This is a genomic window from Pseudomonas sp. Sample_22 (genome assembly GCF_004307635.1).
Taxonomy (GTDB): Bacteria; Pseudomonadota; Gammaproteobacteria; order Pseudomonadales; family Pseudomonadaceae; genus Aquipseudomonas.
This window is the reverse complement of sequence record NZ_RCNY01000094.1, coordinates 27,190-41,355: the sequence shown is the minus strand read 5'-3', so window position 1 is coordinate 41,355 and position 14,166 is coordinate 27,190. Positions and strand designations below refer to the sequence as shown.

Here is a 14,166-nt window from a genome sequence, read left to right as displayed (position 1 = left end):
GCGCCTGGCAGGCCTCAGCCGCTGAGGTAGTCGCAGTGTTTGCCGATGTTCCGTGCCATGGCCACGTCATATAGGCAGGCAGCGACCACCATGTCCTGACTGGCGTGGCCGACGCTGCGGAAATAACTCAGACCTTGTTTATGCGTTACTGGCGAAGGCTGCTCGACGGCTAAAGCACCGATTTCCCGGATGTCCTTTACACCAATCACCGACAACGCCAACGCCTGTGCAATTTCGCCCGACTCACGACATGCGGCGTCCAAATGATCGACATGAACTTGAGCGTTGCCCAGTAACCGGGGATCGATCTCGCATGCCTGAAGCGTACTGCCACCAATGGCATTGATATGGGCATCGGATTTGAGCTGATGCACTCCAATCAAGGGCAGTGGACTGTCATGGGAGGTCGTCGTGCAGACTATGTCCGCATCAGCCAGCGCCTCCTCCATGCGGTTGACGGCCTCGACCGGCAGCGCAAGCTCAATGGACAGGCGCTCGGCCAAAGCGACACTTTTGGCCAGGCAACGGGAAAATATCCTGACCTGCCCCAGATCTCTGATAGCGGCCATCGCCTTGGTATGCGCTGCGGCCTGAGCCCCAGCACCGATCACCGCCAGATTGAGTCGCTCCCGCGGGCAGAGCTTGTCCGTCGCCAGGGCACTCATGGCACTGGTACGAATCGCCGTCAGGGCTGCACTGTCAATCATGGCTAGCAACCTCCCGCTGTCGATATCGATCAGCAAAACCGCGCCATTGACCCCCGATAACCCATGCATAGCGTTGCCGGGATGAAACGACGACACTTTGATGCCCAGCGTCTGGCTTCCGGGCAAAAAGGCCGGCATGAACAAAGAGAATGCTTTCTGTCGCTCGTGTGTGATGATCGAACGTTGCGGAACCACAGGAGGCGAGAGTGCAAACCCCCGGTGGGCTTTTTCGAGTGCGCGAACAAGCGTTAGTAACTCGACACAACGCCCGATATCTTCGCGATTAAGAAGCAGCATGGCTTTTCCTTTTCCATCAAAGCTTTTCGAAGATACGGGCCATCCTCGAGCCGGCAGCACTCATGCTTGAGTGCCTCCATCCATCGACATCGCCATCCCGAGACGCCTAGCCGACCGGGTAGTCTTGGGAATGCCCTTGCTTGGGAACCAAAAAGGTGCGCAGGTAAGTGATCACGGGGGTGTCATCCTGCTTACGACCAATCACCCTGATGGTGACAATGCCTTGCCCCGGACGCGATCGGGATTCACGCTTGGAGACAACCTCGCTCTCGGCGTACAAGGTGTCGCCGACATAAACCGGATTTGGCAGACGAATTTCGTCCCAGCCCAGGTTTGCGATCGCCCGGGCACTCATTGTCGCTACCGTCATGCCGCTGATAATCGACAAGGTCACCGAACTGTTGACCAGCAATTTCCCGAATTCGGTGCGCTGGGCATAAGCAACGTCGATATGTGCAGGATGGTTGTTCATGTTCACCAGTGACTGCCAGATGTTGTCCAGCTCAGTCACAGTTCGGCCGGGGCGGTGCTCGAATACATCCCCCACCACAAACTCTTCGTAGTGCAAGCCATAAGACTCCCGGTAGCGATTTGCACCGATCCGTACATGGGCCGAAATCATCGGTTCCATAACCTTCTCCTCAAAGGCCCAGTTCCTGGGCGCGCTGGATAAGTTTCCTGGCTTGCTTCACAAACGGCGGCCCCACCATGAGGTTTTTCAACCGGGTGATTTTTTCACCACTGTTCTCCGCAGCCTGCACAACTGCCAAAGCATGTTCGTACTCAGCGATGGAAGGAGTGAACACATCATTGATGATGGGAATCTGCCTTGGGTGAATGGAGGTCTTGCCACTGAATCCCAACTCCCGGGTGTCCTGGCATTCCTTCAGCAGCCCCGCCTCGTCGTCGAGATTGAAGTAAGCGGTGTCGAACGCGGGAATACCCGCGGCGCTTGCGGCCGCGACGATGCTCCCACGGGCATGCAGGATGTTGCTCCAGCCACCGATCTGCACCCCCAGGCTGGCCGCATAGTCGGCGGAACCAAAGATCAGTCCATCGGCACTCGATGCAATGGCGTAAATATCCCGCAGACAGGCCGGTGTTTCGACGGTGACCAGTATTTTCGGACTTTCTCCATCACGACTTAAATTGGCGCGCACCACCTCTATCTCCGCCGCCGCTTCGGTCATTGCCAGGACAACGAACTCGGGCCGCTGGTCAAGTGATTGCACCAGCAGCAGATCGAGCAACCCTTGATTGTCCCGCAGAGGATTGATACGCAGTGCTGTACGCTGCGTAACACGGGAACGATAGAACTGTTCGACACACAACCGGGCTTCAGCTTTCCCAGAGAGCGGAACACCGTCCTCCAGATCAATCACCATGACATCCGTCAGAGCACTCTTGGCGTATTGCTCAGGGTGCAAGGCGGAGCAATACAGCAAACTTCTTGGTGTAGGATTGGACATCGCAACCTCTCAACGCTGGACAGGTTTCAGGTTCAGACGGGCCTCTTTGACCGCTGCCTGGACAGCGGAGCAGAAGCTCCGGACATCTTCTTGGGACATGTCTGCACGCATCATCACGCGCAAACCGGATTTGTTCCTGGCCACGATGGGAAAGAATACTGCCGAGGTGTAATACCCGCGTTTGAAGACACCCTCCGAAACAGAAATCGCCATATCCGGACTGTCTAATGGGATAACCCGAATCGGTAGACCCGACCCCGCGTGCTCCGTCGCAAACAAGCTGTCGAACAGGCAAATATTGGCACTAAGCTTCTGCTGCAAAACGCCAAGCTCACTGGTCTTGTGAATATCCAGAGAAGCCATGGCAGCGCCTATAGCGGCGGGATTCACATATTGCGAATAGGACATTGGCCCGCCAAAACGACGGAAAATCTTCTGATAGTTGGCCTTCTCCGACATGAATATACCGCCTCCATTGGCGCCAAATGCCTTGGCCAATGAATAAACCAACAGGGTCCGCGGATTGAGCTCAGGCAGGAAAGTACGAATATAACCCTCACCCCGCTCGCCATAGGCGCTCAATGAATGAGAATCATCGAAGTAGAGAAACAGCCCAAACTTGTCCTGCAAAGCCAACAGCCGCTCAATAGGCGCACTTCCCCCCATACTGTAAGCACCGTCAGCAACATACGCGACCAAAGGATGACGCTTGCACATATCCTCGATGAAATCGACATCATTGTGATTGCAAGTGACAACCTGCGTTTCATCACCGCAGATGGCCTTGACCTGGTTCAGTGCAAAATGGGCATGTTTATCAAAGATCAAAAAGGGCCGCTGGCCATCAGTAAACATACCGGCTGCCAGCAGGGGAAGAGACGCGACGATGCCCGCGCTGCAGGAAGTCGCTGTGAATGCTCGACAATTGAAATGGGCAGATAAGGCGTCTTCAAGCTCATCAAGCTCTTTCAACCTTATTCGGATACGCGAAGTGGGCAAATTCACGGTACCGCAACTCAGCACATAATCTGCAGCACGTCGCGCCAGACGTTCATCGACCTCAAGCCCCAAATATGAACAAGAGCACATATTCATGAATTCATGACCGTTCTGGTCTTGCATGCGCCCCTGTCGAGTATGCTCGATACTCAAATCGGTAAGCCCCGACTCTTGTGCAAGCCCCCAGGAGGGATTACCCATTTCGACGGATCTGGCAGTGTTGATATATTTATTTTTTTGCTCTGACATACACGACCTCTCTATGACCGATGACACATGAAGAGCCAGTACAACAGCAAAATTCAATACACCAGCCACTTCATGCCAGCCCAATTAGCCTTACACACTCATTTCTTTCCGGCAACTCAGAAAAGTCTGTAATTTACGAATGAAAGTTCCGTAGGAATTTTCGCCAAAACCAAACCGAAATACTAACAAAGCTTCAACAGATAGATATTTACGCAAGTGCAATCCTGATGAGAAATTATACCCAACGCCGCTCTGAATTATCATGTAACAAACCAAGATAGTTTTGTTAGATCCCACGCCAGCAAAATGCAGATCCCTCTCTATATTCAAACGTTACGCCTACTTGAACTATTTGCACCCAACCACCAAACGGAGGTTCCTTCATGGAAGGAAGATTAAAAGGTAAGCGAGCTCTAATAACAGGCGCATCGGCAGGCATTGGAAGAGCAATAGCCGAAGCTTTCATTGCGCAGGGGGCCGACGTTTTCATTACCGCACGCACTGATGAAGCCGGCGCGCGTGCAGTTATTGAAATAGCCGAGCGTCTTGAACAGCGGGCCAGTTTCATGCTTATGGATGCCGAAAGCTGTAGCGTAAATGCGCTCTTCGAGAAAGCGCACGCAGACATCGGACCGATAGATATACTTGTCAATAATCCCGCATTCATAACCCGCACTCCATTTCTGGAGCTGAGCGGCGATGAGTACGAACGCACCCTTGCAGTCAACCTCCGCTTCCCCTTCTTTGCAACTCAACGCTTTGCAAAAGATTGCATAGCACGCAAACAGGGCGGAAGCATCATTAACATTTCATCGGTCAGCGCCTTCAAGGCAGTCAGCCGAATGTCAGCGTATCAAGCCAGCAAGGCAGCACTGTCGATGCTTACACGAAGCTGTGCCTTGGAACTGGCTCCCTATGGTATCAGGGTCAACACCCTTTCACCTGGACTGACCGCCACCAACGGCAACGCCAACCAGTGGCGGGACGCTCCAGAGCTATGGCAGAACAGAAAAAAAGAGATTCCAATGCAGCGCGCCGGAATTCCCTCGGATATGACGGGCGCTGCCATCCTCCTGGCATCCGATGAGTCATCATGGATGACCGGTGCTGATCTGGTAATTGATGGGGGGCACAGCTGTATTTAGAGAACCTTAAAGTCGCAGCAGACTTTATGTTTTTTTCCTATTGGCACGAGGCATAGCAAGGTCGTACCTGTCGCCTCTGATCTGCTTGGCCTAAACAACTGGCCGTTGCGGACCGAAAGCCAACCGCAACGCCCCACATCTGATACCCCGACCTGGTTCGGGGCGTTTTTGCCTGAGATATACAATCACCGCCGAACCCTGTGGGAGCGGGCGATGGTGATTCAGGGAAAAACATTGTTCCAGAGCAGTTTCTCGCTCGGAAAACCAAGGTAAAAATGCCCCGTCCGCTGCTCGCAGTAGCGCGCATGTAAGACAACTTCCCGACCACTCACCCGTTAAACAGTTTGAAAACCGACTCAAACAATATTGATTATCATTTGGCGAAAACTATGTTCGTTACATTCCCTACAAAACATAATTGATGAAAACCCTGCTAATGCCCGCATCGCATGGGCTGCGGGGCTTTGGAGGTGCGCTATGTCCTTATTCCTATAAATAATTTCGCTATAGGAATTTTACTTGCGGGGTGTTTAGCCATAAAATCAGCGGGATTGATTGCTGCGACATATCGTCACTGCTTTGTTCTTTTTCAAGCTCAGAGACCTTTGCTCTCTGTTAAGGATTACCAGCATGCCCGAAGCGACAGGACTCATGGCCCACAACTGGGGCTTTGCCATTTTCCTTCTAGGCGTCGTCGGCCTCTGTGCCTTCATGCTGGGCGTCTCCAGCCTCCTTGGGTCAAAAGCCTGGGGCCGCAGCAAAAACGAACCGTTCGAGTCCGGCATGCTACCTACAGGTGGCGCCCGCTTGCGGCTCTCAGCCAAATTCTATCTGGTCGCGATGCTGTTCGTGATCTTCGATATCGAAGCCCTCTTTCTCTTTGCATGGTCTGTGTCCGTCCGCGAAAGCGGCTGGACCGGATTCGTCGAAGCTCTCGTTTTCATAGCAATTCTGTTGGCAGGTCTTGTCTACCTATTCCGAGTGGGCGCCCTTGATTGGGCACCGGAAGCTCGGCGCAAGCGGCAAGCGAAGCTGAAACAATGAGGCTTTGGCAATGCAATACAATCTCACCAGGATCGACCCCGATGCTCCTAACGAGCAGTATCCGATTGGCGAACGGGAAACCGTTTCCGATCCGTTAGAAGATCAAGTCCACAAAAACATTTTCATGGGCAAGCTCGAAGACGTGCTTAACGGCACGATCAACTGGGGGCGCAAGAACTCCCTGTGGCCGTATAACTTCGGCCTTTCGTGCTGCTATGTGGAAATGACCACCGCCTTCACGGCGCCCCACGACATCGCGCGCTTTGGCGCCGAAGTTATCCGGGCATCGCCGCGTCAGGCGGATTTCATGGTTATCGCCGGTACCTGCTTCATCAAGATGGCGCCGATCATTCAGCGTCTCTACGAGCAAATGCTCGAACCCAAATGGGTCATTTCCATGGGTTCGTGCGCCAACTCCGGTGGCATGTACGACATCTACTCTGTCGTTCAAGGGGTGGACAAGTTCCTGCCCGTGGACGTCTACGTGCCTGGCTGCCCGCCCCGTCCTGAAGCTTTCCTGCAAGGCCTGATGCTGTTGCAGGAGTCGATTGGACAGGAGCGTCGTCCGCTTTCCTGGGTCGTTGGTGATCAAGGCGTATACCGCGCCGAGATGCCTTCCGAGAAGGACAAGCGCCGCGAACAGCGAATCGCAGTCACCAACCTGCGCAGCCCCGACGAAGTCTGATCCAGATCTGCTTCTTTTATAGAACGAGAAACTGGCTTCATTCTTTACGTTGACCGAAAGCGATAAATAACCATGACTACAGGCAGTGCTCTGTACATCCCGCCTTACAAGGCAGACGACCAGGATGTGGTCGTCGAACTGAACAACCGTTTTGGCCCGGAGGCGTTCACCGCCCAGCCTACCCGCACCGGCATGCCGGTGCTTTGGGTTGCCCGCGCCAAACTCGTCGAAGTCCTGACGTTCCTGCGTAACGTGCCAAAGCCGTACGTCATGCTTTATGACCTGCACGGCGTGGACGAGCGTCTGCGCACCAAGCGTCAAGGGTTGCCAAGCGGCGCCGATTTCTCCGTGTTCTACCACTTGCTGTCGATCGAACGTAATAGTGACGTGATGATCAAGGTCGCCTTGTCCGAGAGCGACCTCAGCTTGCCGACCGTCACCAGCATCTGGCCGAACGCCAACTGGTACGAGCGTGAAGTCTGGGACATGTACGGTATCGACTTCAAAGGCCACCCTCACCTGTCGCGCATCATGATGCCGCCGACCTGGGAAGGTCACCCGTTGCGCAAGGACTTCCCGGCGCGCGCCACCGAATTCGATCCGTTCAGCCTGACCCTGGCCAAGCAACAGCTCGAGGAAGAAGCCGCGCGCTTCAAGCCAGAAGACTGGGGCATGAAACGTTCCGGCCCGAACGAGGACTACATGTTCCTCAACCTCGGTCCGAACCACCCTTCGGCGCACGGTGCGTTCCGCATCATCCTGCAGCTGGACGGTGAAGAAATCGTCGATTGCGTTCCGGACATCGGTTACCACCACCGTGGCGCCGAGAAAATGGCCGAGCGTCAGTCCTGGCACAGCTTCATCCCGTACACCGACCGTATCGACTACCTCGGCGGCGTGATGAACAACCTGCCGTACGTGCTCTCGGTCGAGAAGCTGGCCGGCATCAAGGTGCCGGAGAAAGTCGACGTCATCCGCATCATGATGGCCGAGTTCTTCCGGATCACCAGCCACCTGCTGTTCCTGGGTACCTACATCCAGGACGTCGGCGCCATGACCCCGGTGTTCTTCACCTTCACCGACCGCCAGAAGGCGTACACGGTGATCGAAGCCATCACCGGTTTCCGTCTGCACCCGGCCTGGTACCGTATCGGTGGCGTCGCCCACGACCTGCCGCGCGGCTGGGAAAAACTGGTGAAGGATTTCGTCGAGTGGATGCCCAAGCGTCTGGACGAATACCAGAAAGCCGCACTGGACAACAGCATCCTGCGTGGCCGGACCATCGGCGTCGCCGACTACAACACCAAACAAGCCCTGGAATGGGGCGTCACCGGTGCCGGCCTGCGTGCCACCGGGTGCGACTTCGACCTGCGTAAAGCGCGTCCGTACTCGGGTTACGAGAACTTCGAATTCGAAGTGCCGCTGGCTGCCAATGGCGATGCCTACGACCGCTGCATCGTGCGCGTCGAAGAAATGCGCCAGAGCATCAAGATCATCGAGCAGTGCATGCGCAACATGCCGGAAGGCCCGTACAAGGCGGATCACCCGCTGACCACGCCGCCGCCGAAAGAGCGCACCCTGCAGCACATCGAAACCCTGATCACGCACTTCCTGCAAGTTTCGTGGGGCCCGGTCATGCCGGCCAACGAATCCTTCCAGATGATCGAAGCGACCAAGGGCATCAACAGTTATTACCTGACGAGCGATGGCGGCACCATGAGCTACCGCACCCGGATTCGTACCCCAAGCTTCCCGCACCTGCAGCAGATCCCTTCGGTGATCAAAGGCAGCATGGTCGCGGACTTGATCGCGTACCTGGGTAGTATCGATTTCGTTATGGCCGACGTGGACCGCTAAGCATGAACAGCACGCTTATCCAGACAGACCGTTTCACCTTGAGTGAAACCGAGCGCTCGGCCATCGAGCACGAGTTGCATCACTACGAAGACCCGCGCGCGGCGTCGATCGAAGCCCTGAAGATCGTCCAGAAGGAACGTGGCTGGGTGCCGGACGGCGCTCTGTACGCCATTGGCGAGATCCTCGGTATCCCGGCGAGCGACGTTGAAGGCGTGGCGACGTTCTATAGCCAGATCTTCCGTCAGCCGGTGGGCCGTCACATCATTCGCGTCTGCGACAGCATGGTCTGCTACATCGGTGGACACGAGTCGGTGGTCAGCGAAATCCAGAGCAAGCTCGGCATCGGCCTGGGTCAAACCACCGCCGACGGTCGTTTCACCCTGCTGCCGGTCTGCTGCCTCGGCAACTGCGACAAGGCGCCGGCGTTGATGATCGACGACGACACGTTCGGCGATGTGCAGCCAGCAGGCGTTGCCAAATTGCTCGAGGGCTACGTATGACCCTGACTTCTTTCGGCCCGGCCAACCGCATCAAGCGTTCGGCCGAGACTCACCCGCTCACCTGGCGTCTGCGTGACGACGGCGAAGCCGTATGGCTCGACGAGTACCAGGCCAAGAACGGCTACGCCGCTGCGCGCAAGGCCTTCGCCGACATGGCTCAGGACGACATCGTCCAGACCGTGAAAGATTCCGGCCTCAAGGGTCGCGGCGGTGCAGGCTTCCCCACTGGCGTGAAGTGGGGCCTGATGCCCAAGGACGAATCCATCAACATCCGCTACCTGCTGTGCAACGCGGATGAAATGGAGCCCAACACCTGGAAAGACCGCATGCTGATGGAGCAACTGCCCCATCTGCTGATCGAAGGCATGCTGATCAGTGCCCGCGCACTGAAAACCTACCGCGGATACATCTTCCTGCGTGGCGAATACACCACTGCCGCCAAGCACCTGAACCGTGCCGTGGAAGAAGCCAAGGCCGCGGGCCTGCTGGGCAAGAACATTCTGGGTTCGGGTTTTGATTTCGAGCTGTTCGTCCACACCGGTGCCGGGCGTTATATCTGCGGTGAAGAAACCGCACTGATCAACTCCCTCGAAGGCCGCCGCGCCAACCCGCGCTCCAAGCCGCCCTTCCCTGCCGCCGTTGGCGTGTGGGGCAAGCCGACGTGCGTGAACAACGTCGAGACCCTGTGCAACGTGCCGGCGATCATTGCCGACGGCGTGGACTGGTACAAATCGTTGGCCCGCGAAGGCAGTGAAGACATGGGCACCAAGCTCATGGGCTTCTCCGGCAAGGTCAAGAATCCGGGTCTGTGGGAACTGCCGTTTGGCGTCACCGGTCGCGAACTGTTCGAAGACTACGCCGGCGGCATGCGCGACGGTTACAAGCTCAAGTGCTGGCAGCCAGGCGGCGCCGGTACCGGCTTCCTGTTGCCGGAACACCTGGACGCCCAAATGTACGCCGGCGGCATCGCCAAAGTGGGCACCCGTATGGGTACCGGCCTGGCCATGGCGGTGGACGACAGCGTCAACATGGTGTCCCTGCTGCGCAACATGGAGCAGTTCTTCGCTCGCGAATCCTGCGGTTTCTGCACCCCTTGCCGGGATGGTTTGCCTTGGAGCGTCAAGCTCCTGATGGCCATCGAGAACGGCGAAGGCCAGCCAGGCGACATCGAGACCCTGCTGGGTCTGGTCGGTTTCCTCGGCCCGGGCAAGACGTTCTGTGCTCACGCACCGGGCGCCGTGGAGCCGTTGGGCAGCGCAATCAAATACTTCCGCCATGAGTTCGAAGCCGGTATCGCGCCTGTCAGCGCCGCCGTCCCGCCTCTGGCAAGGCCGATCGTAGTCGGCGCGTAAACGCTTAAAGAAGCGAAGGGTCCGTGCCCTTCGCTTTTCGTGTGATGACGCCGTAAGCGGCTGTGTTGATTCACGCGGACAACAAGATTCCATTAGCCACGCCCGCTGACACCGGGCCAACGAAGAACTTTGAACCATGGCCACTATCCACGTAGACGGCAAAGAGCTCGAAGTCGATGGGGCAGACAACCTGTTACAGGCATGTCTGTCGCTAGGCCTCGATATCCCTTATTTCTGCTGGCACCCTGCCCTCGGCAGCGTTGGCGCTTGCCGCCAGTGCGCGGTCAAGCAGTACACCGACGAGAACGACACCCGTGGTCGTATCGTCATGTCCTGCATGACCCCTGCCACCGACAACACCTGGATCTCCATCGAAGATGAAGAGTCCAAGGCGTTCCGCGCCAGTGTTGTCGAATGGCTGATGACCAACCACCCTCACGACTGCCCGGTCTGTGAAGAAGGCGGTCACTGCCACCTGCAAGACATGACGGTAATGACCGGCCACAACGAGCGCCGTTACCGCTTCACCAAGCGTACCCACCAGAACCAGCAACTGGGCCCGTTCATTTCCCACGAGATGAACCGCTGCATCGCTTGCTACCGCTGCGTGCGCTTCTACAAGGACTACGCCGGCGGCACCGACCTCGGTGTATTCGGCGCCCACGACAACGTGTACTTCGGTCGCGTTGAAGACGGCACCCTGGAAAGCGAGTTCTCCGGCAACCTCACCGAGGTCTGCCCGACCGGTGTGTTCACCGACAAAACTCACTCCGAGCGCTACAACCGTAAATGGGACATGCAGTTCTCGCCGAGCATCTGCCACGGCTGCTCCAGCGGTTGCAACATTTCCCCGGGCGAACGTTACGGTGAACTGCGTCGCATCGAAAACCGTTACAACGGTTCGGTGAACCAGTACTTCCTGTGCGACCGTGGCCGTTTCGGCTATGGCTACGTCAACCGCGAAGACCGCCCACGTCAGCCACTGCTGGCCAACGGCACCAAACTGAGCCTCGACGAAGCGCTGGATAAAGCCGCCGACCTGCTGCGCGGTCGCAACATCGTCGGTATCGGCTCGCCTCGCGCCAGCCTCGAAAGCAACTACGCGTTGCGCGAACTGGTCGGTTCCGAGCACTTCTATTCGGGTATCGAAGCCGGCGAACTGGAGCGCATCCGTCTGGTCCTGCAAGTGCTGAAAGACAGTCCGTTGCCAGTGCCGAACATGCGTGACATCGAAGACCACGATGCGATTTTCGTCCTCGGTGAAGACCTGACCCAGACTGCCGCCCGTGTTGCGCTGTCGCTGCGTCAGTCGGTCAAAGGCAAGGCCGAAGACATGGCCGACGCCATGCGCGTTCAGCCTTGGCTCGACGCCGCCGTGAAGAACATCGGCCAGCACGCGCTGAACCCGCTGTTCATCGCCAGCCTGGCTGAAACCAAGCTCGACGACATCGCCGAAGAGTGCGTTCACGCCGCCCCGGATGACCTGGCCCGTATCGGTTTCGCCGTGGCTCACGCCCTTGACGCCAGCGCTCCAGCCGTTGAAGGCCTGGACGCTGAAGCGCTCGAACTGGCCCAACGCATCGCCGATGCCCTGCTCGCTGCCAAGCGCCCGCTGATCATCGCCGGTACTTCCCTGGGCTCCAAAGCCCTGATCGAAGCCGCCGCGAACATCGCCAAGGCCTTGAAGCTGCGTGAGAAGAACGGTTCCATCAGCCTGATCGTGCCTGAAGCCAACAGCCTCGGCCTGGCCATGCTCGGTGGTGAATCGGTCGACTCCGCGCTGCAAGCGGTGATCGATGGCAAGGCCGACGCCATCGTCGTGCTGGAAAACGATCTGTACACCCGTACCGACAAGGCCCGTGTCGATGCCGCCCTGACTGCCGCGAAAGTGGTCATCGTTGCCGACCATCAGAAGACCGCCACCAGCGATCGCGCGCACCTGGTGCTGCCAGCCGCCAGCTTCGCTGAAGGCGACGGTACCCTGGTCAGCCAGGAAGGCCGCGCCCAGCGCTTCTTCCAGGTCTTCGATCCGAAGTACATGGACGCGAGCATCCTGGTTCACGAAGGCTGGCGCTGGCTGCATGCCCTGCGCGCGACCCTGCTGAACCAGCCGATCGACTGGACCCAACTGGACCACGTCACCGCCGCTGTCGCTTCCAGCACTTCGATCCTGAACCGCATCGTCGACGCCGCACCGTCCGCCGCGTTCCGCATCAAGGGCATGAAACTGGCCCGTGAACCGCTGCGCTACTCCGGTCGTACCGCCATGCGCGCCGACATCAGCGTGCACGAACCGCGTACCCCGCAGGACAAGGACACCGCATTCGCCTTCTCGATGGAAGGTTACTCAGGCTCCGCCGAACCGCGTCAGCAAGTGCCGTTCGCCTGGTCTCCGGGCTGGAACTCGCCGCAGGCCTGGAACAAGTTCCAGGACGAAGTCGGCGGTCACATCCGCGCTGGCGACCCGGGCACCCGCCTGATCGAAAGCACCGGTGATTCGCTGAACTGGTTCGCCAGTGTTCCGCGCGCCTTCAACCCGGCCCAGGGTACCTGGCAGGTTGTACCGTTCTTCCACCTGTTCGGCAGCGAAGAAAACTCTTCGAAAGCCGCGCCGGTCCAGGAACGCATTCCGGCTGCCTACGTTGCACTGGCCAAGTCCGAAGCCGACCGCCTGGGTGTCAACGACGGTGCCATGCTGAGCCTGAACGTGGCAGGCCAGACCTTGCGTCTGCCGCTGCGCATCAATGAAGAGCTGGGCGCTGGTCTGGTTGCATTGCCTGCGGGCATCGCCGGCATTCCGCCAGCGATCTTTGGCAAATCCGTTGACGGTCTGCAGGAGGCAGCGCAATGACCTTGTTCACTCCTGAAGTGATCGACGTGATCATCGCGGTCCTCAAGGCCGTGGTGATTCTGCTTGCCGTGGTGGTCTGCGGTGCACTGCTGAGCTGGGTCGAGCGTCGCTTGCTCGCCCTCTGGCAGGACCGTTACGGTCCGAACCGCGTCGGTCCGTTCGGCGCGTTCCAGATCGCCGCCGACATGATCAAGATGTTCTTCAAGGAAGACTGGACGCCTCCATTCGCCGACAAGATGATCTTCACCCTGGCCCCGGTAGTCGCCATGAGCGCCCTGCTGATTGCCTTCGCGATCATCCCGATCACCCCGACCTGGGGCGTGGCGGACATCAACATCGGCATCCTGTTCTTCTTCGCCATGGCTGGCCTGTCGGTCTACGCGGTGCTGTTCGCCGGCTGGTCGAGCAACAACAAGTTCGCCCTGTTGGGCAGCTTGCGTGCCTCGGCCCAGACCGTGTCGTACGAAGTGTTCATGGGCCTGTCGCTGATGGGTATCGTGATCCAGGTCGGCTCGTTCAACATGCGCGACATCGTTGAATATCAAGCGCAGAACCTGTGGTTCATCATTCCGCAGATCTTCGGTTTCCTGACCTTCTTCATCGCTGGCGTGGCCGTGACTCACCGTCACCCGTTCGACCAGCCGGAAGCGGAGCAGGAACTGGCCGACGGTTACCACATTGAATACGCCGGCATGAAATGGGGCATGTTCTTCGTCGGCGAGTACATCGGCATCGTGCTGATCTCGGCGCTGCTGGTGACCCTGTTCTTCGGTGGCTGGCACGGTCCGTTCGGCATTCTGCCGCAGATCCCGTTCATCTGGTTTGCACTGAAAACCGCGTTCTTCATCATGATCTTCATCCTGTTGCGCGCTTCGATTCCGCGCCCACGGTATGACCAAGTGATGGATTTCAGCTGGAAGTTCTGCTTGCCGCTGACCCTCGTCAACATGCTGGTGACCGCTGCGATCGTGTTGCTCAACACGCCCGCCGTCGCGGCTCAGTGAGGATAGA

12 protein-coding genes are annotated in these 14,166 nt (G+C 57.8%); 8 read left to right on the top strand and 4 right to left on the bottom strand.

Going from position 1 to position 14,166, the window contains the following annotated elements; all coding sequences use genetic code 11:
- Nucleotides 1-14: 14 nt before the first annotated feature.
- The 4 genes from D8U73_RS27710 to D8U73_RS27695 all read right to left on the bottom strand — a co-directional run bounded on the left by D8U73_RS27710 (nt 15) and on the right by D8U73_RS27695 (nt 3,721).
- Nucleotides 15-1,004 carry an ornithine cyclodeaminase family protein gene (locus D8U73_RS27710; RefSeq protein WP_015094381.1) on the bottom strand — a complete coding sequence of 330 codons (990 nt, stop codon included), beginning with the start codon at nt 1,002-1,004 and terminating at the stop codon, nt 15-17.
- Nucleotides 1,005-1,110: 106 nt separating this feature from the next.
- Nucleotides 1,111-1,635, bottom strand: coding sequence for a MaoC family dehydratase (locus D8U73_RS27705; protein WP_015094380.1), 525 nt, complete (start codon nt 1,633-1,635; stop codon nt 1,111-1,113).
- Nucleotides 1,636-1,645: 10 nt separating this feature from the next.
- Nucleotides 1,646-2,473 carry a CoA ester lyase gene (locus tag D8U73_RS27700; RefSeq protein WP_015094379.1) on the bottom strand — a complete coding sequence of 276 codons (828 nt, stop codon included), beginning with the start codon at nt 2,471-2,473 and terminating at the stop codon, nt 1,646-1,648.
- Between the two features lie 9 nt (nt 2,474-2,482).
- Nucleotides 2,483-3,721 carry an aminotransferase class I/II-fold pyridoxal phosphate-dependent enzyme gene (locus tag D8U73_RS27695; protein ID WP_130906284.1) on the bottom strand — a complete coding sequence of 413 codons (1,239 nt, stop codon included), beginning with the start codon at nt 3,719-3,721 and terminating at the stop codon, nt 2,483-2,485.
- A 383-nt stretch (nt 3,722-4,104) separates the two neighbouring features.
- Here D8U73_RS27695 and D8U73_RS27690 point away from each other — a divergent pair, with 383 nt between their 5' ends.
- The 8 genes from D8U73_RS27690 (at nt 4,105) to nuoH (ending at nt 14,159) form a co-directional block, all read left to right on the top strand.
- Complete coding sequence (locus tag D8U73_RS27690; RefSeq protein ID WP_015094377.1) at nt 4,105-4,866, top strand: SDR family oxidoreductase; 762 nt, start codon at nt 4,105-4,107, stop codon at nt 4,864-4,866.
- Between the two features lie 630 nt (nt 4,867-5,496).
- Complete coding sequence (locus tag D8U73_RS27685) at nt 5,497-5,910, top strand: NADH-quinone oxidoreductase subunit A (protein ID WP_003223812.1); 414 nt, start codon at nt 5,497-5,499, stop codon at nt 5,908-5,910.
- Between the two features lie 10 nt (nt 5,911-5,920).
- Complete coding sequence (locus D8U73_RS27680; protein WP_008032725.1) at nt 5,921-6,595, top strand: NADH-quinone oxidoreductase subunit NuoB; 675 nt, start codon at nt 5,921-5,923, stop codon at nt 6,593-6,595.
- A 72-nt stretch (nt 6,596-6,667) separates the two neighbouring features.
- Nucleotides 6,668-8,452: an NADH-quinone oxidoreductase subunit C/D gene (nuoC, locus tag D8U73_RS27675; protein ID WP_130906283.1), complete on the top strand. Its 1,785-nt coding sequence runs from the start codon at nt 6,668-6,670 to the stop codon at nt 8,450-8,452.
- 2 nt (nt 8,453-8,454) lie between these two features.
- Entirely contained in the window at nt 8,455-8,952 is a 498-nt protein-coding gene (gene nuoE, locus D8U73_RS27670) for an NADH-quinone oxidoreductase subunit NuoE (protein WP_008020715.1), read from the top strand.
- Nucleotides 8,949-10,304, top strand: a complete 1,356-nt coding sequence (gene nuoF / locus D8U73_RS27665) for an NADH-quinone oxidoreductase subunit NuoF (RefSeq protein ID WP_007970446.1) — start codon at nt 8,949-8,951, stop codon at nt 10,302-10,304. Before nuoE ends, nuoF begins: the two co-directional genes overlap by 4 nt.
- A 136-nt stretch (nt 10,305-10,440) precedes the next feature.
- Nucleotides 10,441-13,155: an NADH-quinone oxidoreductase subunit NuoG gene (gene nuoG, locus D8U73_RS27660; RefSeq protein WP_130906282.1), complete on the top strand. Its 2,715-nt coding sequence runs from the start codon at nt 10,441-10,443 to the stop codon at nt 13,153-13,155.
- Complete coding sequence (gene nuoH / locus D8U73_RS27655; RefSeq protein ID WP_056723843.1) at nt 13,152-14,159, top strand: NADH-quinone oxidoreductase subunit NuoH; 1,008 nt, start codon at nt 13,152-13,154, stop codon at nt 14,157-14,159. Before nuoG ends, nuoH begins: the two co-directional genes overlap by 4 nt.
- The last annotated feature ends 7 nt before the right edge of the window (nt 14,160-14,166 follow it).

What these genes read in the sequence shown, in the direction of transcription:
- D8U73_RS27695 (WP_130906284.1), bottom strand. Translation starts at nt 3,721, where the DNA reads ATGTCAGAGCAAAAAAATAAATATATCAACACTGCCAGATCCGTCGAA.
- D8U73_RS27680 (WP_008032725.1), top strand. Translation starts at nt 5,921, where the DNA reads ATGCAATACAATCTCACCAGGATCGACCCCGATGCTCCTAACGAGCAG.
- D8U73_RS27690 (WP_015094377.1), top strand. Translation starts at nt 4,105, where the DNA reads ATGGAAGGAAGATTAAAAGGTAAGCGAGCTCTAATAACAGGCGCATCG.
- D8U73_RS27710 (WP_015094381.1), bottom strand. Translation starts at nt 1,004, where the DNA reads ATGCTGCTTCTTAATCGCGAAGATATCGGGCGTTGTGTCGAGTTACTA.
- nuoC (WP_130906283.1), top strand. Translation starts at nt 6,668, where the DNA reads ATGACTACAGGCAGTGCTCTGTACATCCCGCCTTACAAGGCAGACGAC.
- D8U73_RS27685 (WP_003223812.1), top strand. Translation starts at nt 5,497, where the DNA reads ATGCCCGAAGCGACAGGACTCATGGCCCACAACTGGGGCTTTGCCATT.
- D8U73_RS27700 (WP_015094379.1), bottom strand. Translation starts at nt 2,473, where the DNA reads ATGTCCAATCCTACACCAAGAAGTTTGCTGTATTGCTCCGCCTTGCAC.
- nuoH (WP_056723843.1), top strand. Translation starts at nt 13,152, where the DNA reads ATGACCTTGTTCACTCCTGAAGTGATCGACGTGATCATCGCGGTCCTC.
- D8U73_RS27705 (WP_015094380.1), bottom strand. Translation starts at nt 1,635, where the DNA reads ATGGAACCGATGATTTCGGCCCATGTACGGATCGGTGCAAATCGCTAC.
- nuoF (WP_007970446.1), top strand. Translation starts at nt 8,949, where the DNA reads ATGACCCTGACTTCTTTCGGCCCGGCCAACCGCATCAAGCGTTCGGCC.
- nuoE (WP_008020715.1), top strand. Translation starts at nt 8,455, where the DNA reads ATGAACAGCACGCTTATCCAGACAGACCGTTTCACCTTGAGTGAAACC.
- nuoG (WP_130906282.1), top strand. Translation starts at nt 10,441, where the DNA reads ATGGCCACTATCCACGTAGACGGCAAAGAGCTCGAAGTCGATGGGGCA.